General features: G+C 59.8%; 19 protein-coding genes. 12 read left to right on the top strand and 7 right to left on the bottom strand.

The genetic code is table 11. From position 1 onward, the window contains the following. The first annotated feature begins 5 nt into the window (after positions 1-5). The 3 genes from CFB10_RS05145 (at position 6) to panB (ending at position 2,654) form a co-directional block, all read left to right on the top strand. Positions 6-776, top strand: a complete 771-nt coding sequence (locus tag CFB10_RS05145; RefSeq protein ID WP_020012053.1) for an enoyl-CoA hydratase-related protein — start codon at positions 6-8, stop codon at positions 774-776. Positions 777-927: 151 nt separating this feature from the next. After that, positions 928-1,818: a pantoate--beta-alanine ligase gene (gene panC / locus CFB10_RS05140; RefSeq protein WP_020012054.1), complete on the top strand. Its 891-nt coding sequence runs from the start codon at positions 928-930 to the stop codon at positions 1,816-1,818. Further along, positions 1,815-2,654, top strand: coding sequence for a 3-methyl-2-oxobutanoate hydroxymethyltransferase (gene panB, locus CFB10_RS05135; protein WP_020012055.1), 840 nt, complete (start codon positions 1,815-1,817; stop codon positions 2,652-2,654). The genes panC and panB overlap by 4 nt, the downstream gene beginning before the upstream one ends. A gap of 154 nt (positions 2,655-2,808) precedes the next feature. Here panB and rhaI read toward each other — a convergent pair whose 3' ends face one another. Together rhaI and CFB10_RS05125 are read right to left on the bottom strand one after the other, a co-directional pair. Continuing rightward, complete coding sequence (rhaI, locus tag CFB10_RS05130) at positions 2,809-4,101, bottom strand: L-rhamnose catabolism isomerase (RefSeq protein WP_020012056.1); 1,293 nt, start codon at positions 4,099-4,101, stop codon at positions 2,809-2,811. 52 nt (positions 4,102-4,153) lie between these two features. Further along, positions 4,154-6,250, bottom strand: a complete 2,097-nt coding sequence (locus CFB10_RS05125) for a bifunctional rhamnulose-1-phosphate aldolase/short-chain dehydrogenase (RefSeq protein ID WP_026364005.1) — start codon at positions 6,248-6,250, stop codon at positions 4,154-4,156. A gap of 200 nt (positions 6,251-6,450) precedes the next feature. On the opposite strand from CFB10_RS05125, the gene CFB10_RS05120 reads away from it, so the two are divergent. From CFB10_RS05120 to CFB10_RS05085, 7 genes are all read left to right on the top strand, one after another. Further along, positions 6,451-7,281 carry a DeoR/GlpR family DNA-binding transcription regulator gene (locus CFB10_RS05120; protein WP_020012058.1) on the top strand — a complete coding sequence of 277 codons (831 nt, stop codon included), beginning with the start codon at positions 6,451-6,453 and terminating at the stop codon, positions 7,279-7,281. Between the two features lie 47 nt (positions 7,282-7,328). Continuing rightward, positions 7,329-8,339 carry a rhamnose ABC transporter substrate-binding protein gene (gene rhaS / locus CFB10_RS05115; protein ID WP_003522574.1) on the top strand — a complete coding sequence of 337 codons (1,011 nt, stop codon included), beginning with the start codon at positions 7,329-7,331 and terminating at the stop codon, positions 8,337-8,339. Positions 8,340-8,549: 210 nt separating this feature from the next. Next, positions 8,550-10,085, top strand: coding sequence for a sugar ABC transporter ATP-binding protein (locus CFB10_RS05105; protein WP_020012060.1), 1,536 nt, complete (start codon positions 8,550-8,552; stop codon positions 10,083-10,085). Positions 10,086-10,098: 13 nt separating this feature from the next. Further along, positions 10,099-11,100: an ABC transporter permease gene (locus tag CFB10_RS05100; RefSeq protein WP_026364006.1), complete on the top strand. Its 1,002-nt coding sequence runs from the start codon at positions 10,099-10,101 to the stop codon at positions 11,098-11,100. Then, entirely contained in the window at positions 11,097-12,107 is a 1,011-nt protein-coding gene (locus CFB10_RS05095) for an ABC transporter permease (RefSeq protein ID WP_020012062.1), read from the top strand. The genes CFB10_RS05100 and CFB10_RS05095 overlap by 4 nt, the downstream gene beginning before the upstream one ends. 3 nt (positions 12,108-12,110) lie before the next feature. After that, on the top strand, positions 12,111-12,434 hold the full coding sequence (gene rhaM / locus CFB10_RS05090) for an L-rhamnose mutarotase (RefSeq protein WP_020012063.1): 324 nt from the start codon (positions 12,111-12,113) through the stop codon (positions 12,432-12,434). Then, positions 12,431-13,813 (top strand): FGGY-family carbohydrate kinase, encoded by a 1,383-nt coding sequence (locus CFB10_RS05085; protein ID WP_020012064.1) that lies wholly within the window; start codon positions 12,431-12,433, stop codon positions 13,811-13,813. Before rhaM ends, CFB10_RS05085 begins: the two co-directional genes overlap by 4 nt. Before the next feature lie 55 nt (positions 13,814-13,868). Here CFB10_RS05085 and CFB10_RS05080 read toward each other — a convergent pair whose 3' ends face one another. The 4 genes from CFB10_RS05080 to CFB10_RS05065 form a co-directional block, all read right to left on the bottom strand. Further along, positions 13,869-14,705 (bottom strand): alpha/beta fold hydrolase, encoded by an 837-nt coding sequence (locus CFB10_RS05080; protein ID WP_020012065.1) that lies wholly within the window; start codon positions 14,703-14,705, stop codon positions 13,869-13,871. Between the two features lie 247 nt (positions 14,706-14,952). Beyond that, positions 14,953-15,648, bottom strand: a complete 696-nt coding sequence (locus CFB10_RS05075; RefSeq protein WP_003522567.1) for an FkbM family methyltransferase — start codon at positions 15,646-15,648, stop codon at positions 14,953-14,955. A 161-nt stretch (positions 15,649-15,809) separates the two neighbouring features. Beyond that, complete coding sequence (locus CFB10_RS05070) at positions 15,810-17,732, bottom strand: bifunctional diguanylate cyclase/phosphodiesterase (protein ID WP_020012066.1); 1,923 nt, start codon at positions 17,730-17,732, stop codon at positions 15,810-15,812. A 21-nt stretch (positions 17,733-17,753) separates the two neighbouring features. Next, positions 17,754-18,260 (bottom strand): molybdopterin-dependent oxidoreductase, encoded by a 507-nt coding sequence (locus tag CFB10_RS05065; RefSeq protein WP_026364008.1) that lies wholly within the window; start codon positions 18,258-18,260, stop codon positions 17,754-17,756. Between the two features lie 615 nt (positions 18,261-18,875). Between CFB10_RS05065 and CFB10_RS05055 the strand changes: the two genes are divergently transcribed. After that, on the top strand, positions 18,876-20,312 hold the full coding sequence (locus tag CFB10_RS05055; protein WP_020012068.1) for an NAD-dependent succinate-semialdehyde dehydrogenase: 1,437 nt from the start codon (positions 18,876-18,878) through the stop codon (positions 20,310-20,312). Between the two features lie 244 nt (positions 20,313-20,556). Beyond that, a complete protein-coding gene (locus tag CFB10_RS05050) occupies positions 20,557-21,654 on the top strand; it encodes a DNA alkylation repair protein (protein WP_020012069.1) in 1,098 nt (365 codons plus the stop codon). 7 nt (positions 21,655-21,661) lie between these two features. On the opposite strand, the gene CFB10_RS05045 is transcribed toward CFB10_RS05050, so the two are convergent. Next, a complete protein-coding gene (locus tag CFB10_RS05045; protein ID WP_020012070.1) occupies positions 21,662-22,687 on the bottom strand; it encodes a sulfate/molybdate ABC transporter ATP-binding protein in 1,026 nt (341 codons plus the stop codon). Between the last annotated feature and the right edge of the window lie 5 nt (positions 22,688-22,692).

Raw genomic sequence — 22,692 nt, 5'->3', positions numbered from 1 at the left:
CACGCATGGCGGATGAACTGCTGAGCGAAAGGCGCAAGGACATTCTCTGGCTGACGCTCAACCGGCCGGAGGTACACAACGCGTTGAATGCTGCGATAACGGACGCCCTGGCGAAGGCCATCCGCGCGGCATCGAGTGATGGTGGCCTGCGCGCCGTGGTGATAACGGCCGCGGGAGACCGCAGTTTCTGCTCCGGGGCAGACCTCAAGGAAAGCGCCGGGGGTATGTTCCTCTCGCCTGATGGAACGAACCCCATTGCCGATGTGATGCGCGCCATCGAGGGCTGCGACAAGATCGTCATGGCACGCATCAATGGCCGGGTTCTGGCCGGCGGGCTTGGCATCGTCGCCGCCTGTGATCTTGCCTATGCCGCCGCTCATGCCGAATTCGGTTTGCCGGAAGTGCGCGTCGGGCTTTTTCCGGCCATGGTGGCGGCGAAGCTTCTGGCGAAGATGCCACTGGGCCAGCTTCAGCAAATGGCCTATCTCGGCGCCCCGATCAACGCTTCCGACGCGGAGCGCCTTGGCCTCGTCAACAGGGCAGTCCCGTCGGACGAACTCGACGGCGTGGTCGAGGATATTCTCACCCGGCTGCGGCAAAATGCGCCGGGCGCGATCGCGGCCGGAAAAGCGGCGTTGCTGACGATGCGCGATATGCCGTCCGCTGAGCGGCTCGCCTTTGCCGAAAGCGTGATCGCCACAATCAGCGGCAGCAACGAGGCGCGGGAGGGGCGATTGGCCTTTGCCGAAAAAAGGAAGCCGCTCTGGGTGGAGTGATCGCGACCACTCCTGCCCGAACACCGATTTTTTCGAAAGTCGTCCTGGGTCAATCGATATAATCCCGATGCGTGCGTTGACCCCGTTGGGCAAATCGCGTTCTATCCAGCACCTTTCGCCGGACCGCGATTGGGGGAGCCGGAGGAGACCCATGCAGCTTGTAAAAACCGTCGCCGAATTGCGGGAGGCCACCGCAGCTTTTCGCCGTGCGGGCAAAACCATCGGCTTCGTGCCGACCATGGGCTTTCTCCATATCGGCCATCTGACGCTTGTTGCCCAAGCAAAAGCGGAAAACGACGTGACAGTGGTTTCGATCTTCGTCAACCCGCTGCAATTCGGCGCGAATGAGGATCTGGCCCGTTACCCGCGCGATCTCGCCCGCGACAGCGCATTGCTGGAAGAGGCAGGCGTCGACATTCTTTTCGCGCCCGACGTTTCCGAGATGTATCCGCGCCCGATGCAGACCGTCGTGGACGTGCCCGAACTAGGCAGCCAACTGGAAGGCGCGGTGCGGCCGGGGCATTTCGCCGGTGTCACGACCGTCGTGACCAAGCTTTTTAACCTCGTCCAGCCGGATGCCGCCTATTTCGGTGAGAAGGACTATCAGCAGGTAACACTGATCCGTCGCATGGTAGAGGACCTCGCCCAGCCGGTCAGGGTCGTGCCCGTCGCCACCGTGCGCGAGGCCGACGGGCTCGCCTGTTCCTCTCGTAACGTTTATCTAAACCCCAAAGAACGTGCCGCCGCCGTGATCTTGCCGCGCGCGCTGGATGAAGCGGCACGCCTTTATGGTGAAGGCTTCGACGACCCCGCCGCATTCGAGGCTGCCATAGAAAAATTCATCGCCGCCGAGCCGCTGGCGTCGCCGGAAGTCGTCGCGGTGCGCGATCCCGATACGCTCGCCCCCGTTTCCTCATTGCAGGCGGGACCGGTGCTGGTGGCGCTGTTCGTCAGGGTCGGCAGCACGAGGCTCCTCGACAACCGCGTCATCGGGCGCGTCATCGGGCGCGTCAAGATAGATCAACCGGAGGCTGCCCAATGAGCGCCCATGGAAAACCCAAGCGGCTGACAACAGCCTCCATCAGGCAGATGAAAGGCGGCGCGCGCATCGTCTGCCTGACCGCCTATACGACGCCGATTGCCCGCCTGCTCGATCCGCATTGTGATCTGCTCCTGGTCGGCGATTCCCTCGGCATGGTGCTTTACGGCATGGACACGACGGTCGGCGTCACACTGGACATGATGATCGCCCATGGCCGTGCCGTCATGCGCGGCGTCGAACATGCCTGCGTCATCGTCGATCTTCCCTTCGGTACCTATCAGGAATCCAAGGAACAGGCGTTCCGCAACGCCGTGCGGCTGATGCAGGAAACCGGCTGCGATGGCGTGAAGCTGGAGGGCGGCGAGGAGATGGCGGAGACCATCGCCTTTCTGGTCGCCCGCGGCATTCCGGTGTTCGGGCATGTCGGTCTGATGCCGCAGTTGGTGCACACCGCCGGCGGTTTCCGCTCGCTCGGACATTCGGATGCGGAAACGCAGAAGATCTGGCGTGACGCAATTTCAGTCGATCAGGCGGGCGCCTTCGCCATCGTCGTGGAAGGCACCGTCGAGCCGCTGGCCCGCGAACTGACCGAAAAACTCGCCGCACCTACGGTCGGCATCGGCGCATCGCCGGCCTGCGACGGGCAGGTGCTCGTCTCCGACGACATGCTCGGCCTCTTCACCGACTTCAAACCGAAATTCGTCAAGCGGTTCGCCGATCTGGGTTCGACGGTTTCGGAAGCGGCGGCAAGTTATGCAGATGAGGTGCGCTCCGGGGCATTTCCGGGGCCTGAGCATACGTTTCAGGTTCGCAGGCAAGCGCCTTCGCGGGAGTGATAAAGCCGGGCTGAGCGCCGATCACACCCCACCGCGGCGTCATCCTCGGGCTTGACCCGAGGATGACGGAAGAGGGATTGATGCAAGGCTGTCAGCTCTCAGCGCATACTCGGCGTGACTTCGAGGCTTGTTCTCACCTTCAGCAAAGCGAAGACTATACGATACCGCCGCTGCCGCCGACCGACGCCGGGCGTTCCGCCGCAACATGGCTGCGATAGCCGCTCGCACGGTAGGCCGCAATCGGATCAATCGCACCACCCGCCAGTTGCCTTGCCTTGGCGAGAACAGGCTCGACATCCGTGCGATAGGCCCGTTTCAGCGTATCGGAGGCCATCAGCGCATCATTATCCCGCTGGTAGCCGTCCAGAGCCGCGCGATCCACCAGCAGAGCCTGCGCGTAAGCCCGGCGGATTTCGTTGGCGCTAGAGATCAGGCTTTCGATCGGGTCCGTCACATTGTGCGACTGGTCGATCATGTGGGCGGGATGGAAACCCTTCACGCCGCGATGTTCGGCATCCACCAGCTCGTTGAAGACGAGGAACAGGCGATATGGCTCAATTGAGCCGGCATCCAGATCGTCATCGCCATATTTGCTATCGTTGAAGTGGAAACCACCGAGCTTGCCGAACTGGATGAGCCGCGCGACGATCATCTCAATATTGGTGTTCGGCGCATGGTGGCCGAGATCGACGAGGCAGAAGGCCTTTTCGCCGAGCGTATTGGCGATAAGGTAATTGGTGCCCCAGTCCTGCACGACGGTGGAATAGAAGGCCGGCTCATACATCTTGTGTTCGGAAAAGATGCGCCAGTCATCTGGCAACGCCTTGTAGATATCGGCCATGGCCGCAAGATAACGCTCGAAACTTCTGGTGAAGTTGCTCTGGCCCGGGAAATTGGAGCCGTCGCCCACCCAAACCGTCAGCGCCTTGGAACCGATGGCTTTACCGATCTCGATACATTCGATGTTGTGTTCAACAGCCTGCCGGCGCGTCGCGGCATCCGTGTGGCTGAGCGAACCGTATTTGTAGGAATGGCTCTGGCCCGGCGCATCCGAGAAAGTGTTGGAATTCATGGCGTCGAAGCCGAGGCCGAGTGCATCGGCATGGGCCTTCAAGCGCTTCGGGTCCTGCTTGTCCCACGGAATATGCAGAGAAACATTCGGCGTCGCCCGCGTCAGCTGGTTGATGACGGCGCAATCATCCAGCTTGTCGAAAATACCGCGCGGCTCGCCCGCACCCGGAAAACGGGCAAAGCGGGTGCCGCCGGTGCCGACGCCCCAGGATGGGACAGCGACGAAAAACTCCGCCACCTTGGCCGTGACTGCGTCGATATCGATATTGCGACGGGCCAGCTGATTGCCAAGCGCCTCGTAGTCGTCTTTCAGCGCAGCGGCGCGCTTGTCATTTTCGGCCGCTATCACATCAACGGCGATTTTCGTGTCGGTCATCTCTTCCTCCCCCGGTAATGACGGCGATGCCGCCGCCTGTTACCGTCCCATCCTATCGTGTGAAGCTCTGCGCGTTTCCGGCATCGACATTGATGATGTTGCCGGTTGACTTGGCGGAGGCGTCGGACGCCAGGAAGTAGATCGCTTCTGCGATGTCTTCCGGGAACACGTTGAGCTTCAGCATCGAGCGCTTGCGGTAATGCTCCTCCAGATCGGTCACCTCGATCTTGGACGAGGCCGCGCGCTGCTCGCGCCACTCGCCGTTCCAGATTTTCGAGCCACGCAACACGGCGTCGGGATTGACGGTGTTGACGCGAATACCCGCTTCCGCCCCTTCCAGAGCAAGGCAACGGGCCAGATGAATTTCCGCAGCCTTCGCCGTGCAATAGGCAGATGCATTGGGCGAAGAGGCAAGGCCGTTTTTAGAGGCGACGAACACGACGTTACCGCCGAGATTCTGACGCCGCAGCAGCCGGAACGCTTCGCGAGAAACGAGGAAATAGCCCGTGGCGAGAATGTCGATATTCTTGTTCCACATGGCAAGCGTCGTGTCTTCCACCGGAGCGGAAGAGGCAATGCCGGCATTGGAAACAAGAATATCCACGCCGCCGAATTCCACGCTCGCTTCCGCAAAAGCGGAAATAACGGCATCTTCCTGCGTCACGTCAAGCTTGACCGTACGCACCGCGTCAGTGCTGTAACGCTTGACGAAATCGCCCTTGGCGGCTTCCAGCGCCGTCTCGTCAATATCTGCGAGCACCACGCAGGCGCCCTCGCCCGCAAGGCGTTCGGCGGTTGCACGGCCGATGCCGCCAGCGCCGCCAGTAACAAAAGCCACGCGACCGGCAAGGCTCTTCGGTTTCGGCATGCGCTGCAGCTTTGCCTCTTCCAGCAGCCAATATTCGATATCGAAGGCTTCCTGCTCGGGAAGACCCTGATAGTCGGACACGGTGGAAGCGCCGCGCATGACATTGATGGCGTTGACGTAGAACTCGCCGGCGATGCGGGCCGTCGCCTTGTCCTTGGCGAAGGACAGCATGCCGACACCGGGGATCAGGAAAATCACCGGATTCGGATCGCGCATATCAGGTGAATTGTCGTGGCGGCAGGCTTCGTAGTAGCGCGTATAATCGGCGCGGTAAGCCTCCAGCGCCTCGTCGAGACCCGCCATCAACGCGTCCACATCAGGATGTGCGGTATCAAGATCAAGGATCAGCGGGCGGATTTTCGTGCGCAGGAAATGGTCAGGGCAGGAGGTGCCGAGCGCACCGAGCGGCTTCAAATCCTTGGAATTGACGAATTCCAGAACCGCGTCCTGATCGTCGAAATGGCCGAGCTTGCGCTCCTCGCGGCCGATGCGGCCACGGATTTCCGGCATCAGTCGGGCAGCGATTGCGCGGCGTTCGGCAACGGGCAGACTTTTAGAAACAGCACCGCCAAAAATCGTCTTGCCTTCGGTCTTGGCGGCAAACCATTCAATCGCCTTGTTGATGATGGCGAGCGTCAGCTCGTAACACGCCTTGGCGTCATTATCCCAGGTGAACAGGCCGTGGCTTTCCAGCACAACGCCCTTGGCTCTGGGGTTGGCCTTGACGAAAGCCTCCAGATCGAGACCGAGCTGAAAACCCGGACGACGCCAGGGCAACCAGCCGATCTCCTCGCCGAATATCTGCTGCGTCAATTCTTTCGAATTCTTCGAAGCGGCGATGGCGATGATCGCATCCGGATGCATGTGGTCGACATGATCGTAAGGCACGAAACCGTGCAGCGGCGTATCGATGGAGGCGGCGCGCGGATTAAGGTTGAATGTGCAATGGGGCAGGAAGCCGACCATGCGGTCTTCATCCGCGACACCCTTGTAAATGCCCTTCAGCGCTTCCAGCTTGTCGAGATAAAGCGTCGCAAAGCCATCGAGCTTGATGGTGCCGACATCGCCGCCGGAACCCTTCACCCACATGACACGGACCTTCTCGCCCGTCAGCGGATCGGCCTCAAGCACCTTTGCGGATGTATTGCCGCCGCCGTAATTGGTGATGCGCTTGTCCGCGCCCAGCAGATTGGAGCGATAAAGCAGCTTGCCCGGCTCATCGAGCGTTCTGGCATAGGCATCGTCCCAACGGCTCTCGAGAAGGCGGGATTTTCCCGTCATGTCTTCCTCCCAATATCTGTCTGCATTCGCGGAGCCGATACCGGCCCGCCTCCTTTGATGGCAGATATCGCGCATCCAAAAGCACAATGTCAATCAAAAACGATCATAAATTTTCATGTTGCAGCGCGATATTGATTAATTTGATCGTTCTTGATTGACAACGTAAAGAGATTGCGAATAATCACAATCAGGAGGACCCCATGCACGAACGCGAACGCCATCGCATCATCTTGAGCGCCACGCAGGAAAAAGCTGTCGTGACGGTGCAGGATATTGCCGAACTGACGGATGCGTCGGAAGCGACGATCCGCAGGGATATCGCGTCGCTCCATGTTCAGGGCAAGTTGCGCCGCGTGCGCGGCGGGGCGGAAGCGGTGCATCCGCCGCAGCTCGGCAACCTGGCCGCTCGGCCGTTCCGGGTGTCCGAATCGGTCAATATCGATAAGAAACGCGCAATTGCGCGCAAGGCGGTTGATCTCTGCAATGATGGCGATGCGATCATCCTGAATGGCGGCACCACCACATTCCAGATGGTACATTACATGGCGGCGCGCCGCCTGCAGGTGATGACCAATTCCTTTGCCATCGCCGAGCATCTGGTCAAACATTCCAAATGCAATGTCAGCGTGCCGGGTGGCGCGATTTATCGCGATCAGAGCCTTATCCTGTCGCCTTTCGAGAACGATGCGATCCGCAATTTTTATGCACGGCGGATTTTTCTCGGTGCGCAGGGCGTAGGCGCTCTCGGCATCATGGAGTCAGACGCGCTGGTTATCCAGAGCGAGCAGAAGCTGATGCGACAGGCGGAAGAGCTGATCGTGATGGTCGATTCTTCGAAATTCAGAAAGCGATCCAGCCTGATTTTATGCCCGCTCGAAAATGTCTCGACCATCATTACCGATGACGGGATTTCCGATGAGGCGGCGAGAATGGTGGAAGACGCTGGCGTCGAATTGCTGGTCGTCGGCGCGGTGAGGGATGGCAAGACAGCCACCCCACCGGATGAAGAGGATTCTTCTTCGGTCGCCTGAGGAGCACCGAAGGGAGGAAAAAGGTTCAAAACGGGAGGAAAAGGGACATGAAACTCACACGCAGAACATTGACGAGCGCTCTGGCGCTCAGCGCGGCGCTCTCCGTCGCAGGACTGGGCGGCGTTGCCCAGGCCGCCGATGTGAAGATCGCACTGGTGGTCAAATCACTCGGCAACGGCTTTTTCGAAGCCGCCAACAAGGGCGCACAGGAGGCCGCAAAGGACCTCGGCGGCGTAGAGATCATCTATACGGGTCCGACCAGCACCACGGCGGAAGGCCAGATCGAAGTCATCAATTCGCTGATCGCGCAGGGCGTCGACGCTATCGCCATTTCCGCCAATGACCCCGACGCCGTCGTTCCGGCGCTGAAAAAGGCTGCCCAGCGCGGCATCAAGGTCATTTCCTGGGATTCGGGCGTGGCGCCGGAAGGCCGCATTCTCCAGCTCAACCCCTCGTCCAACGCACTGATCGGCAAGATGTGCCTGCAGCTTGCCGCGTCGCATCTGGAAGGCGGCAAGGGCGATTTCGCCATTCTTTCGGCCACCACCACCTCCACGAACCAGAATATCTGGATCGATGAGATGAAAAAGCAGCTGAAGGACTTCCCCGGCCTCAACCTCGTCACCACGGTTTACGGTGACGACCTCGCCGACAAGAGCTATCGCGAAGCACAGGGCCTGCTCTCCTCGCAGCCGAATGTGAAGGTCATCGTTGCGCCGACGACGGTTGGCGTTCTCGCCGCCTCGCAGGCCGTGAAGGATGCGGGCAAGATCGGTCAGGTCTATGTGACCGGCCTTGGCCTGCCGTCTGAAATGGCCGGCGCCATCAAATCAGGTGCCACCAAGGAATTCGCCATCTGGAACCCGATCGACCTCGGTTATTCCGCCACCCAGATCGCCTATCGCTTGGTGAAGGGCGAAACCGATGGCAAGCCGGGCTCGGAAATCGAAGCCGGCCGCATGGGCAAGATCAAGGTTGGCGAAAACAGCGAAGCGGCGATGGCCGATCCGTTTGTTTATGATGCGAAGAATATCGATCAGTTTTCGAAGATTTTTTGATCTTGAGAAGTGACGGCAGTGTGCGGAGGGCACCCCCCTCTGCCCTGCCGGGCATCTCCCCCTCAAGGGGGGAGATCGATATGCCGCACCCGCTCGTTCCATAGGCAGGGTGTTATCCGCTTGCCGATCTCCCCCCTTGAGGGGGAGATGCCCGGCAGGGCAGAGGGGGGTGCCCCTTGCCGCTCCACTCAAAACTGACCGGTAAGACGGATGATGCGTGCTGAAACCAAAATCTTAGACGTTACCGAGGCTTCCAGCGCCACGCCCATTCTCGAAATGCGCGGCATCAGCCAGATATTTCCCGGCGTCAAAGCGCTGGATGGCGTCGATATCGCGCTTTACCCCGGCAAGGTCACCGCGCTGATCGGCGAGAACGGGGCGGGAAAATCCACGCTCGTCAAAATCCTCACCGGCATTTACCGTCCTAACGAGGGCGAAATCCTTCTCGACGGCCAGCCCGTCCATTTTCATAGCGCGCAGGACGCCATCGATGCCGGCGTAACCGCCATTCATCAGGAAACCGTGCTTTTTGATGAGCTTTCCGTGGGGGAGAACATCTTCCTCGGTCATGCGCCAAAAGGCCGTTTCGGCCTGATCGACTGGAAGACCATCAATGCCCGCGCAAAGGTACTGCTGGAACAGCTCGAAAGCACCATCGATCCGACGATCCGGTTGAAGGACCTTTCCATCGCGCAGCGCCACCTCGTGGCAATCGCCAGAGCGTTGTCCGTCGAGGCGCGCATCGTCATCATGGACGAACCGACGGCCGCCCTTTCGCGCAAGGAGATCGACGATCTCTTCCGAATCGTTGAAAACCTGAAGCGGCAGGGCAAGGCGATCCTCTTCATCAGCCACAAGTTTGATGAAGTCTATGAGATCGCCGAAAATTACGCGGTGTTCCGGGACGGCAGGATGGTCGGCGCGGGCAATCTTGCGGCCACACCGCAGGACGAGATCGTGCGGCTGATGGTAGGCCGCGACGTGACGAACGCCTTTCCCAAGCAGGCCGTCACCCTTGGTCCGACGGTTCTTTCGGTGCGCGATTATTCCCATCAGACGGAATTCCGCGATATTTCGCTCGAGCTGCGCAAGGGCGAGATACTCGGCCTTTACGGGCTGATCGGCGCCGGGCGTTCGGAACTGTGCCAGTCGCTTTTCGGCATTACCCGCCCCGCTTCAGGTCAGGTAACACTGGAGGGCCAGCCGCTCACCATCCGCTCGCCGGAAGATGCGATCCGCGCCGGCATCGTTTATGTGCCTGAAGAGCGCGGCCGCCACGGTCTCGCGCTCGAAATGCCGATTTACCAGAACATGTCGCTACCCTCTCTTGCGCGCACTTCGCGCAAGGGGTTTCTGGCCGCCGCCAATGAATTCGCGCTGGCACGCAAATATGCCTCGCGGCTCGATCTGCGCGCCGCCGCCCTCTCGGTGCCCGTCGGCACGCTTTCGGGCGGCAACCAGCAGAAGGTGGTGATTGGAAAATGGCTCGCTACACAGCCCAAGGTCATCATTCTCGATGAACCGACCAAGGGCATCGATATCGGCTCCAAGGCCGCCGTGCACGGCTTCATCAGTGAGCTTGCGGCCGAGGGGCTCTCCATCATCATGATTTCATCCGAACTTCCCGAAATCCTCGGCATGTCCGACCGCGCCATCGTCATGCGCGAAGGCCTGATGGCGGGCCAGTTCGAACGCGCCGATTTTTCTCCGGAAAAGCTGGTGCGCGCCGCCACCGGCAATGCCTGAGAGGGGCAAAACCATGCAACGTCTACTCAAAAATCGCGAATGGCTGCTGGCGGGCATCATTATCATCATGATCGCTGGTTTTGCGCTGCGTGCCCCCGGCTTCGGCCGACCGGCCAATCTCGTCAACATCTTCAACGATACCTCCATCCTCATCATTCTGGCGCTTGGCCAGATGGCGGTCATTCTCACCAAATCCATCGATCTTTCGGTTGCCGCCAATCTCGCCTTCACCGGCATGGCGGTGGCGATGACCAATGCCGCCTTTCCGGGCATTCCGTTGCCGCTTCTCATCGTCATGGCGGTCGGCATCGGCGCATTTCTCGGTTCGCTCAACGGCGTGCTCGTCTGGTGGCTCGGCATTCCGCCGATCGTCGTCACGCTTGGCACGCTCACCATCTATCGCGGCATGGCTTTCGTTCTGTCCGGCGGCGGCTGGGTGAATGCGCACCAGCTTTCCCCCACCTTCCTCAACGTGCCGCGCACCACGATCCTCGGTATGCCGGTGCTTTCCTGGGTGGCGGTCCTCATCATCGCCGGCGCATGGCTGGTGCTCAGCCGCACCTCCTTCGGCCGCTCCGCCTATGCGTCGGGCGGTAATCCGAGTGCCGCCGTCTATGCGGGCATCGATGTCGGCCGCACGCGCTTCTTCGCCTTCGTGCTGTCAGGCGCGCTTGCCGGCCTCGCCAGCTATCTCTGGGTCTCGCGTTATGCGGTTGCCTATGTCGATATCGCCGCCGGTTTCGAGCTGGACAGCGTGGCGGCGAATGTGATCGGCGGCATCTCGATTGCCGGCGGCATCGGCTCGGTGGCTGGTGCGGTGCTCGGCGCGCTGTTCCTCGGCGTCATCAAGAACGCCCTGCCCGTCATCGGCATTTCGCCCTTTGCACAGATGGCGATTTCCGGCGTGGTGATCGTGCTCGCCGTCGTCTTCAACGCCCGCGCCGAAGCTCGAAAAGGCCGTATCATCCTGCGTGACCGCGCAGCAAGCGATCAGGCCAGGGAGGCCGCAGCATGAGCACGACGCCTCAACCAGCACAGAACCCGCGCATCATTCCAGACAAGCTCGGCACGCCGCTGCGCCGCATCATGGCCAGCTGGGAAGTGCTGCTGCTCGGCGTTGCGATCCTCATCTTCATCGCCAATTCGCTGGCCTCGCCCTATTTCCTCAATGCGTGGAACCTGTCGGATGCGACCTTCAATTTCACGGAAAAGGCGATCATCGCCTTCGCCATGGCGCTGCTGATCATCGCCGGTGAAATTGATCTTTCCGTCGCCGCCATCATCGCGCTCGCCTCCACCGCCATGGGTGCGGCAGTGCAGATGGGGGTCGGCACGCCCGGCCTCGTCGCCATCGGCATCGGCACCGGGCTTTTGTGCGGGGCCTTCAACGGATTTCTGGTCGCAGGGCTGAAGCTGCCGTCCATCGTCGTCACCATCGGCACGATGAGCCTGTTTCGCGGCATTTCCTATATGGTGCTGGGCGATCAGGCCTATGGCAAATATCCCGCCGATTTTGCCTATTTCGGTCAGGGTTACGTTTTCTGGGTGATTTCTTTCGAATTCGTGCTGTTCATCGCCATGGCCGTCCTCTTCGCCATTCTGCTGCACGCCACCAATTTCGGCCGGCAGGTCTATGTGATCGGCAACAACCCCTTCGCCGCCCGTTTCTCTGGCATTCCGGTCGAGCGGGTGAAGTTCATCCTGTTCCTGCTCACCGGCCTGATGAGCGGCATCGCCGCCGTCTGCCTCACGTCGCGGTTGGGCTCCACACGCCCGTCCATCGCCCAAGGGTGGGAGCTTGAGGTGGTGACCATGGTGGTGCTGGGCGGTGTCTCCATTCTCGGCGGCTCCGGCACCATCGCAGGCGTTGTCATTGCGGCTTTCGTCATGGGCCTCGTCACCTTCGGGCTCGGTCTTCTGAATGTGCCTGGTATCGTCATGTCGATCTTCGTCGGTCTGCTGCTCATCGTCACCATCGCCATCCCCATCGTTGTCCGTCGCCTTCGGGCCATGAGAGGTTGAGCCATGCCGGAACTTGAAAAACACGCCTTCAAGATGAAACTCTTTGCCGGAAAAGAGGCCGAATATAAAAAGCGCCATGACGAGATATGGCCCGAACTGGTGACACTGCTGCACGAGGCGGGTGTGAGCGATTACTCCATCCATCTCGACCCGGAAACCAACATCCTGTTCGGCGTACTGACGCGCCCGAAGAACCACGGCATGGCGGCCTTGCCCGATCACCCCGTGATGAAGAAGTGGTGGGCGCACATGGCCGATATCATGGAGAGCAATCCCGATAATTCGCCGGTCGCAAAAGATCTGGTAACGGTGTTCCATCTGCCATGAGCGAGAGCATCAAACCGGGCCGCGTCGCGGTCATCGATATCGGCAAGACCAATGCCAAGGTCGTCGTCATCGACACCGGCAGCGGCGAAGAGATTGTCGGCGAAAAACAGGCGAACCCCGTCCTTCGTGATGGAATTTATCCGCATTACGATGTGGAAATGCTCTGGCGCTTCATTCTCTCCGCGCTTCAGCGTTTCGGCCAGAAGCCCGGTTTCGATGCGATTTCCATCACCACCCATGGCGCTTCGGCAGCACTTCTCGATGGGAACGGCGATCTCGCCATGCCGGTGCTCGATTATGAACACGGCTATCCCGCAGCCATTGAAGAAGCCTATCTTGGCCTGAGGCCCGATTTTTCAGAAACCGGCTCGCCGCAGCTTCCCGTCGGGCTGAACCTTGGCGCGCAAATCCATTTCCAGAAAGCGGCCTTTCCGGACCACTTCTCAAGAGTGCGCAGCATCGTCACCTATGCGCAATATTGGGCGGCGCGACTGACGGGCATTCAGGCCACGGAAACGACCTCGCTCGGCTGCCATACGGATCTATGGAACCCACGCCGGAAAAGTTTCTCCTCGCTCGTCGCGCGTCTCGGTATCGAGCATTTGATGGCGCCGATCCGCTCCGCTTTCGATGTGCTGGGAACAATCCGCCCGTCGCTAGCACTGGAAACCGGTCTTTCACCGCATATGCCGGTCTATTGTGGCATCCACGATTCCAACGCATCGCTCCTGCCGCATCTTCTGCGCCGGGACGGTGATTTTTCGGTCGTCTCCACCGGCACCTGGGTGGTGAATTTCGCCATCGGCGGCGCGGCGGGTTCGCTCGATCCCACCCGTGACACACTCCTGAATGTCGATGCTTTCGGCCGTCCCGTTCCCTCCTCCCGCTTCATGGGCGGCAGGGAATATGAAATGCTGGCGCAGCAATTCGGGGCAGCGGAAGACGAAGCGATAGACGCGGCTCTCGCTGACGTGATTGCCGGGGGCATGATGCTGCTGCCGAGCGTCGTCAGCGGCTCCGGCCCCTTTCCCGATAAGGCCGCGCGCTGGATTGGCGATGAAAATTCCACGGCTGCGGAACGGCACGCAGCGGCGTCGCTTTATCTTGCCCTGATGACGGAATGCAGCCTCTCGCTCATCGGGCGGAAAGGTCCGATCCTTGTGGAGGGCCCCTTCGCCAGCAACGCCCTTTATCTGAAGGCGCTGGCCGGCTTTGCAGACACCGAAGTAACGGCGGTCGAAGGGTCCACGGGCACCAGCGCCGGTGCGGCCCTACTCACCGGCATCAAGCCGCTTGCCGGTCGCGAGCGCCATTTCACGCCGCACGACATTCCCGGTCTCGCCTCTTACCGCAATGCCTGGCGAGGCCACATAGCCTGATGCGAAACGCAAAATGCGGCCGAATGGTCGGCCGCATTTTGCTTTTGCGGAAGGATCAGCCCTTGATGAAGGCCAGAAGATCGGCGTTCAGCACATCGGCATTCACCGTCAACATACCGTGCGAGAAGCCGGGATAGGTCTTCAGCGTGCCGTTTTTCAACAGCTTCACCGATTTCAGGGCGGAGTCGGCAATAGGCACGATCTGGTCGTCTTCGCCATGCAGCACCAGCGTCGGAACGCTGATATTCTTCAGGTCTTCGGTCTGGTCGGTTTCCGAGAAGGCTTTTACACCGTCATAATGGGCCTTGGCGCTACCCATCATGCCCTGACGCCACCAGTTCTGGATAACGCCTTCATGAACGGTCACGCCATCGCGGTTGAAGCCATAGAAGGGACCGGCCGGCACATCGCGGAAGAACTGCGCGCGGTTTGCGGCGAGCGACGAGCGGAAGCCGTCAAAAACCTCCATCGGCAGGCCTTCCGGATTGGCCGCAGTCTTGAGCATCAGCGGCGGCACGGCGGAAACGAGAACCGCCTTGGCGACACGGCCGGCGGGTTCGCCATGTTTTGCGACATAACGGGCGACTTCGCCGCCACCGGTGGAATGGCCGATATGGACGGCATTCTTCAGATCGAGGGCCTCAACGACGGCAAAGGCGTCGGCGGCGTAGTGATCCATGTCATGACCGTCGGCGACCTGGGCGGAACGGCCGTGGCCACGGCGATCATGGGCGACGACGCGAAAACCCTTGGAAACGAAGAACAGCATCTGCGCATCCCAGTCATCGGACGAGAGCGGCCAGCCATGGTGGAACATGATCGGCTGGGCATCCTTCGGGCCCCAGTCCTTGTAGAAGATTTCGGTTCCGTCTGTCGTCTTAACAAAGCCCATGATCGTTACTCCTTCGGTTGCGTTGGCATCTCCGGCGCAGCCTGTTGTGCGCCGGTTTGATGGAGGGATGATGACGCAGGATAACGGTTGCAACAATTGCAACAATAATTGGGAATGAATTGCCGTTTATGAAATTATCTTCTCGACCCGCATACCATCGCGGCACACGTGTCGACCCGCTCCGCGCCCTCATGCAAGTGTGAGAACGGGGATGGAGGGCAGACGGTTCCGTGAATTCGACGCGGCCTCAGTCTACCTCGGGATCGTATTCCCTCGGGCTCTCGTCCTTTGAGAACAGGACGCAGGGCCCGCGTGAACCGCGCGGATCATAGGCATATCCCTTGGCGGTCAGCGCCTGCATGATATCGCGAACCCCGGCGAGACCGTAAAGATGGTCATGCAGCTCCACGAATATCCGCTCCACGCCGGTCAGGTCGGCCCTGCCGAGCAGGTCGCGTTCCGCGCCCTCGATATCCATGACAAGCGCGGTAATGCCCCGGCTGGCGATAAATTCATCGATATTGGCGGAGGAGATTTCGATGCGCTTTTCATAGGGCCCCTGGTTTTCGTCCATGGACGACATCCAGAGATCCCTGCGGACGTAAAAAGGATAGGAGCTCGGCTCGTCGGCGGTAAGAAGTCCCTGCGAAAACACGACATTGCCGCGGCAATTGGCCTTGATTACCCGCTCTGCCAGCGCCGCCGTGGAGGGGTTGGCCTCGAAAGCCCAGACGGAAACATCCTCAATGCCGGCAATGATCGACGTGATGATGCCGATACCGGATCCCAACTCCAGCACACGATCGCCGGGCTTGATGGCTTTCAGGACGCTGCGGGCCTCTTTCGCCTCGTAGCTGCCGTCGGTCAGCGCCTGCCAGATGACGGGCGACACCTCATCGGAAGAAAGAGGCAGGGCAACTCCATGCACGTCCAGTATTTCCATGTCTCAAGCCTTTTCGCAAAACCCGGCCGCTTTGTCGGAATGATCCCATATCGACCGGGAATGCTCTACAGCATCGTTGCGGCAACCGGTATCGGTTTTCGCAAGCAACAATATGACTTGGTAAAAATTCAAGATACGGCCGCCGTCAAACAGACCCCGTCTCAGACGGAACTCCAGGCCACCAGCTCCTTGGCCGGCAATGGCCTGCTGATCAGATATCCCTGAACCTGATCGCAACCCAAACGCCTGACACATTCATATTGCTCTTCCGTCTCGATACCTTCGGCAATCGTCGTCATCCGCAGACTGCGACCGACACCGACCACGAATTCCACGATCGCCAGCGCATCGCGATCGCTGGTGATATCGCGCAGGAACGAGCGGTCGATCTTGATCTTGTCGAAGGGTACGCCGCGCAAGTTGGCGAGCGATGAATAGCCGGTGCCGAAATCATCCATCGCGATCTTGATGCCGACGGCCTTCAGCCGCGACAGCGTGTTGATCGTCTGGTCGCTTTTGTTGAGCAGGATCGATTCGGTGATTTCAAGCTCGAGCCGGCTCGGCTCCAGCCCGCTTTTCTCAAGCGCGCCCATGACGTTCTGGATGAGGTTGGTGCTGTGGAACTGAACCGGCGACAGATTGACCGCCACCTTCATGTCCTCGTCCCAGCCCATCGCCTCGCGGCAGGCGGTCTCCATCACCCATTTTCCGAGCGAATGGATGAGACCGGTTCTTTCCGCCACGGGAATGAACACGCTGGGCGGCACATCGCCCCGCACCGGATGTTTCCAGCGCAGCAGCGCCTCGAAGCCGCAGAGCTTGCGGGTCTGCGTCGCCACCTGCGGCTGGTAATAGACTTCCATCTCGTCGTTCTGCAGCGCGGTCTGCAGATCGGCCTCGAAGGATTTCTTCTCGGTCAGCTGTTTCTGCATGCGGACCTTGAAAACGCTCGCCCGGCCGGGACCGATAGCCTTGGCCTCATAAAGCGCCAAGTCGGCACGCTTGAACAATTCATCGGCATCGACGGCGCCGTGCGATATGGCGATGCCGATGCAGGTGCCGATTTTGACCTCCTGCTCACCCAGCTGGTAGGTGCGGCTGATCTGGTCGATGAGCTTGGTGGCAAGGCGGCGGGCGGCATCTTCGTTCAGATCGTCGGAGACGACGGCGAACTCGTCGCCGCCCAGACGGCAGACCATGTCATAATCGCCGCCAATGGCCGAAAGGCGCTGCGCCACGGCCTGAAGCAGCGCATCGCCCGCATCGTGGCCGAGCGTGTCGTTCACGTCCTTGAACCCGTCGAGATCGAGGAGAAGGATGGCCGTCGTTCCCGTACCGCCGAAGGATCGGCGCAACCTCTCGATCAATTCCTGCCGGAACAACGCACGGTTCGGCAGGCCCGTCAGCGCATCGTGATAGGCATCATGCTCGAGCCGGACATTCTTCGCCTGCAATTCCAGCGTGGCGGCACGCAGATCGTCCGTCAGGCCGCGCATGCTTTTCTGCGCCCGGTTCAGGAGATCGTTCTGGCGAAGCAGCAATATGACAAGTGCTATACCGCACAGGATGAGGCCGCCCGCCAGCGCGGTGTAAACGATATGCAGCTTTCGCACATCCTCATGGGCCGTATCGATGAGATTGACGTCATAAGCGACGGAAGACGAGGCCAGCGTCGTCATCGGTGCGTCAAGCGCGCTCATTGCCGAAAGCAGATCCGGCACATCGGCCGGATTAAGGTTGTTCACCTGCTGCTCCAGACGGGCCAAAACGGCATCAAGACGGGTCACAAGATCCCGCCACTGCTGCTTTTCGTCGATGAAAGCGCCCAGATTGCCCTGCTTCAGAAGCTCAAGGCGGCTCAGCATGATGTCCAGACGCAGCTGCAACTCGTCCCGGTCGATCTTGCCGGGATTGAGCGCAAAGACGGCCAGCTTGTTCTGGAGGCGCAGATATTCGGCTACGGTCTGGCTTACGGCCCAGGAATCATTGTAGCGGGCGAATTTCTGCAGAGCGGTCTGCCGCTCGGCAATGACGAAAGCGATATAGCCCGTTGCCAGAACGAAGCAACAGATGATCACCGCCACAAGTTTTCGCAAACGGCACCTTTATTCCACTATCAGTTTGGCAACTTGCCATGCGGACCGCGAATAATAGGTCTGCTTCTGCAGCTCCGGGTCGCTGTCATAGGGATAGATGACGAACAACGGGCCTTTTTCGCGAACTGTCATGTAATTGCCATCCAGCTTGATCGCCAGGATAACGTTAAATTTCTTAAAATCTTCAATAGGTATCGTGCTGACATAATCGTTGAGAGCGACCGCAGTGACGCTGGTGCCCTTTGCTCCGACGACATCCATCAATTTCGCCAGCGAGACACCATCGAAACGGACGCGGCCGTCATGCCAGGGCGTCGTCGTCTCCACCGTCTCCATGCCGAGCGCTTCCAGCATGTCACGATCAAATACCGCGGCGCCATCGGCATTCGTATTACTGACGTTTCCGGATATGGTTAATATCGGCTTTCCTTGCGGTTTGGCAATTTCCCCGGCTTCGGCACAGGAAAGCCACGCAAGCGACAAGAACGCACTGAGAAGTACCCGGGCGAAACTCATACTTTTTCTCCATCGATAACGTTCAGGTCGAGGGTTTTCGCCAACCTTTGAAGGTCAAAGGAACCGACGTTAGCAATATATATCAGGAACTGATGTTATATCCTCACTGAGATTTTATCCGTATTTTCTCTAGGTTTTGAGTAAACCCTTTGGATAATTTTTCCGTCTTATTGTATTTTTTTACACTCGACGCCCTGTTATGACGCAGGCGACAAGCCCCTGAGACCCCTCGCGATAATTCGTCAGGTTCGACAAAGGCCGAATTGTGGCGAGAGCCTCTTCGCCGTCGCACAGGTTCATCTGATTCGCTTGAGGCGGCCAGGCATGCGACGCCCCATCTCCGCGCCGGATTGAAATGACGAATGACAAATCCCGCGTCACAGAAAAATCATGACGATTGCCGGAGCACACGGTTGAAACATACCGCCCGCAACTTAATATAAAGGCTGTCGTTTCCGTTTCCGGCAATTCCAGAAGCCTCTTGTCGGAAATATCCAGACACATGTTCCGCGCAGCGAAAGCCGCGATGCCGGTTCGTCCGGCCAGGACAATTCTGTTCACGTCTCCGGGCCGGACGGCTTCCGCCGTATCGGCCGCATCATGAAGGTAGCCCCTATGCACACCTATCCCGACATCAAACTTCTCATTGATGGCGAATGGCGAGACGCCGTTTCCGGCAAGACGATCGCCGTGTCCGATCCGGCGACCGACGAGATCATCGGCGCGATTGCGCACGCCGAGAAGGAAGACCTCGATCTGGCGCTTGCCGCCGCTGAGCGCGGTTTCAAGCTGTGGCGCGACACCTCCCCCTACGAGCGCTCGAAGATCATGCGCAAGGCTGCCGACATTCTGCGCGAGCGCAAGGACAAGATCGCCTATATCATGACGCGCGAGCAGGGTAAGCCGCTGGCGCAGTCGGGCACCGAAATCATGGGCGCCGCCGACACCATCGACTGGTTCGCCGAAGAAGCGCGCCGCACCTACGGCCAGGTCATCCCGGCCCGCGCGAGCGGTGTTTCACAGCTTGCCATCAAGCTGCCGGTCGGCCCTGTGGCGGCGTTCACGCCGTGGAACTTCCCGATCAACCAGATCGTCCGCAAGCTTTCCGCAGCGCTCGCCACCGGCTGCTCCATCATCGTCAAGGCGCCCGAGGAAACACCGGCATCGCCGGCCGAACTCATCCGCGCCTTCGTGGATGCGGGCGTACCGGCCGGCGTTATCGGCCTCGTTTACGGTGTTCCATCCGAGATTTCGGAATATCTGATCCCGCATCCGGTCATCCGCAAGATATCCTTCACCGGCTCCACGCCCATCGGAAAACATCTGGCCGCACTTGCGGGCAAGCACATGAAGCGCGCCACGATGGAACTGGGCGGCCACGCGCCTGTCATGATCTTTAACGATGCCGATATCGACAAGGCGATCGAAGTGACCTCGCTTGCCAAGTTCCGCAATGCCGGTCAGGTCTGCGTCGCCCCCACCCGCTTCCTCGTGCAGGACGGCGTGGCCGATCGTTTCCTTGAAGGTTTCGTGGAAGCGACAAAGGCCATCAAGGTCGGCAATGGTCTCGAAGATGGGGTCATCATGGGCCCGCTCGCCAATGAGCGCCGCATTCCGGCACTGGAAGGCCTCATCAACGACGCCGTTTCCCATGGCGCAGAATTGAAGACCGGCGGACGCCGCATCGGCAACAAGGGCAATTTCTTCGAGCCGACGGTTCTCGCCAATGTGCCGGCGTCAGCCAAGATCATGAATGACGAGCCCTTCGGCCCGGTCGCGATCATCAACCGCTTCTCGAGCTTCGATGACGCCATCACAGAGGCTAATCGCCTGCCCTTTGGCCTTGCATCCTACGCCTTCACCGGTTCGGTCAAGACCGCGCATGCACTTGGCCAGCAGGTTGAAGCCGGCATGCTGACCATCAACCATAATGGCCTCGCGCTTCCGGAAGTCCCCTTCGGCGGCATCAAGGATTCCGGTTACGGTACGGAAGGCGGCTCGGAAGCGGTTCAGGCCTATCTGGAGACCAAATTCGTCAGCCAGATGAGCTGAGTTTTCCGAAATTTCTTCTCCCCGCCGGGGAGAAGATGGCCCGAAGGGTCAGATGAGGGGGGGCAAGCTCTCCGCATATCTCTGCGCGCACCCCCTCATCCCGCTGCCGCGACCTTCTCCCCGACGGGGAGAAGGCGAAGCCGCAATCGCTTGATCCATTGTCACTCCCTGAAAGTTGCTCAGCACTATCTTGCCTCCAGCCCCATCATGCCCTAAAAGAACAAAAAGTGAACTTGAGGGCGATATGGGCGACACGGCGGCACCGGCACTGAAGGAAATATTCAACCAAGAGAAACTGCGGCACATCGCCGATCAGACCAGGGCCGTCCATCCGCAGTTTGACGTTTCAGCCTTCATGGCGCTCGCCACCGAAAACCTCGAGGCCTTGGGGATCATGCAGCGTATGCGGCAGGTGGCGACGAGCCTGCATGCGACGCTTCCCGGCGACTATGCCCGCAACATCGAAATCCTGACCGCCGCAGCGCCGGGTATCGGCAACGGCTTCGCCTCCATTTCGCTGCCGGAATATGTGGCGCTTTACGGCCTCGATGATTTCGACCTTTCCATGGAAGCGCTGCATTATTTCACCCGTTTCGGCTCCTCGGAATTCGCCATCCGTCATTTCCTGCAGAAGGATATGGCCCGCACCCTTGCCGTGATGGAAACGTGGTCACGGCACGAGAATGAGCATGTGCGGCGGCTGGCGAGCGAGGGCTGCCGGCCGCGCCTGCCATGGTCGTTCCAGCTCAAACCCCTGATCGACGATCCATCCCCTGTCACTGGTATCCTCGAGGCCATGAAAGCCGATGAGGCGCTTTATGTGCGCAAATCCGTCGCCAATCATCTGAACGACATCACCAAGGACAATCCCGCTTTCGTGCTGGCGCTCATCGATGCATGGCCGAAGGAAAATCCGCATACGCGCTGGATTACACGCCAGGCCCTGCGCACCTTGATCAAGAAGGGCGATGCAGCCGCTCTTGCCCATCTCGGCGCGCATGAGGAAGCGGAAATAGCACTTGCGGCATTTCAGGTTACGCCGGACAAGGTGGCTCTCGGCAACCCTGTGCGGATTTCAGCCTCTTTCACGTCGACGGCGAAACGCTCGCAGAAACTGGTGATCGACTACGCCGTGCACTACGTGAAGAAGAGCGGCGATGCCTCGGCGAAGGTCTTCAAGTGGAAAGAAATCGAGCTTCAGCCCGGCGAGACATGCGCGCTGTCGATCAGCCGCGCCATACGTGATTTCACCACCCGCAAACACTATCCCGGCCTTCACAGGGTTGATCTCATGATCAATGGCAAGCTTGTGGCAGAAAGCGCCTTCGAACTTCTGGGTTGAGAACGGCTCACGCCGCCGGGAAAATCTTCGCCCGGCGGATAATGACGGAGCCGCGGTCACCGGCGGCGACATCGTTTTCCGGCGGCACGTCGAATTCCAGGATATCGCCGCCATCAGTGCTGGCGATGACCCGGCGCTCACCCGCGCGGTCGAGAACCCGCGCCACCGAGGCCGGAATGCCCTCATGCAGATCTTCCCACTCCAGATCGCCGGGGCGGGCATAGATATCGACGGCGCCATCGCCCTGCGCATAGGAGAAAGGCAGTTCATTGTCGCCGACATAGACCTTGCCGCCGCGCGCCACGCCGGAGACCCGGTTGGCATCGCCCAGAAAACGCATGACGAAGGCGCTGTTCGGCTGGCGGCAGACCTCCTTCGGCGTACCCTCCTGCACGATCTCACCCTGATTGAGGATGACGACACGATCGGCAAGATCGAGCGCTTCTTCCTGGTCATGCGTCACGAAAATCGTGGTGATGCCGAGCGAATCGTGAATCTCGCGCAGCCAGCGGCGAAGATCACGACGCACATTGGCATCCAGCGCCCCGAAAGGCTCATCGAGCAGCAGCACCTTTGGATCGACCGAAAGCGCACGCGCCAGCGCCACGCGCTGCCGCTGCCCGCCGGAAATCTGCGCCGGGAAGCGGTCGCCGAGGCCATCGAGCTTCACCAGCCGCAAAAGTTCCTCGACGCGAGCGTCTATCGCCGCCTTGTCGCGCTTCACCTTCGAGACCTTCATGCCGAAAGCGATATTCTGATGCAGGGTCATATGCGGGAAAAGCGCATAATGCTGGAACACGAAACCGACACCGCGGTCACGCACCGGAATATTGGTGGCGTCCTCGTCTCCAAAAAAGATGCGGCCGCCATCGCTATATTCGAGACCGGCAACCATGCGCAAAATCGTGGTCTTGCCGGAGCCTGAGGGACCGAGCAGTGCCAGAAGCTCACCGCTTTCGATATCCAGCGAAACATCGCGCACGGCGCGGAAGGTATCGAAGGTCTTCACCACATTTTCGAGGCGGATTTTCATGGGAA

Source organism: Agrobacterium sp. 719_389 (genome assembly GCF_900188475.1).
Lineage (GTDB): Bacteria > Pseudomonadota > Alphaproteobacteria > Rhizobiales > Rhizobiaceae > Agrobacterium > Agrobacterium radiobacter.
The sequence above is the reverse complement of the archived record's forward strand: the minus strand, read 5'-3'. Positions and strand labels throughout refer to the sequence as shown.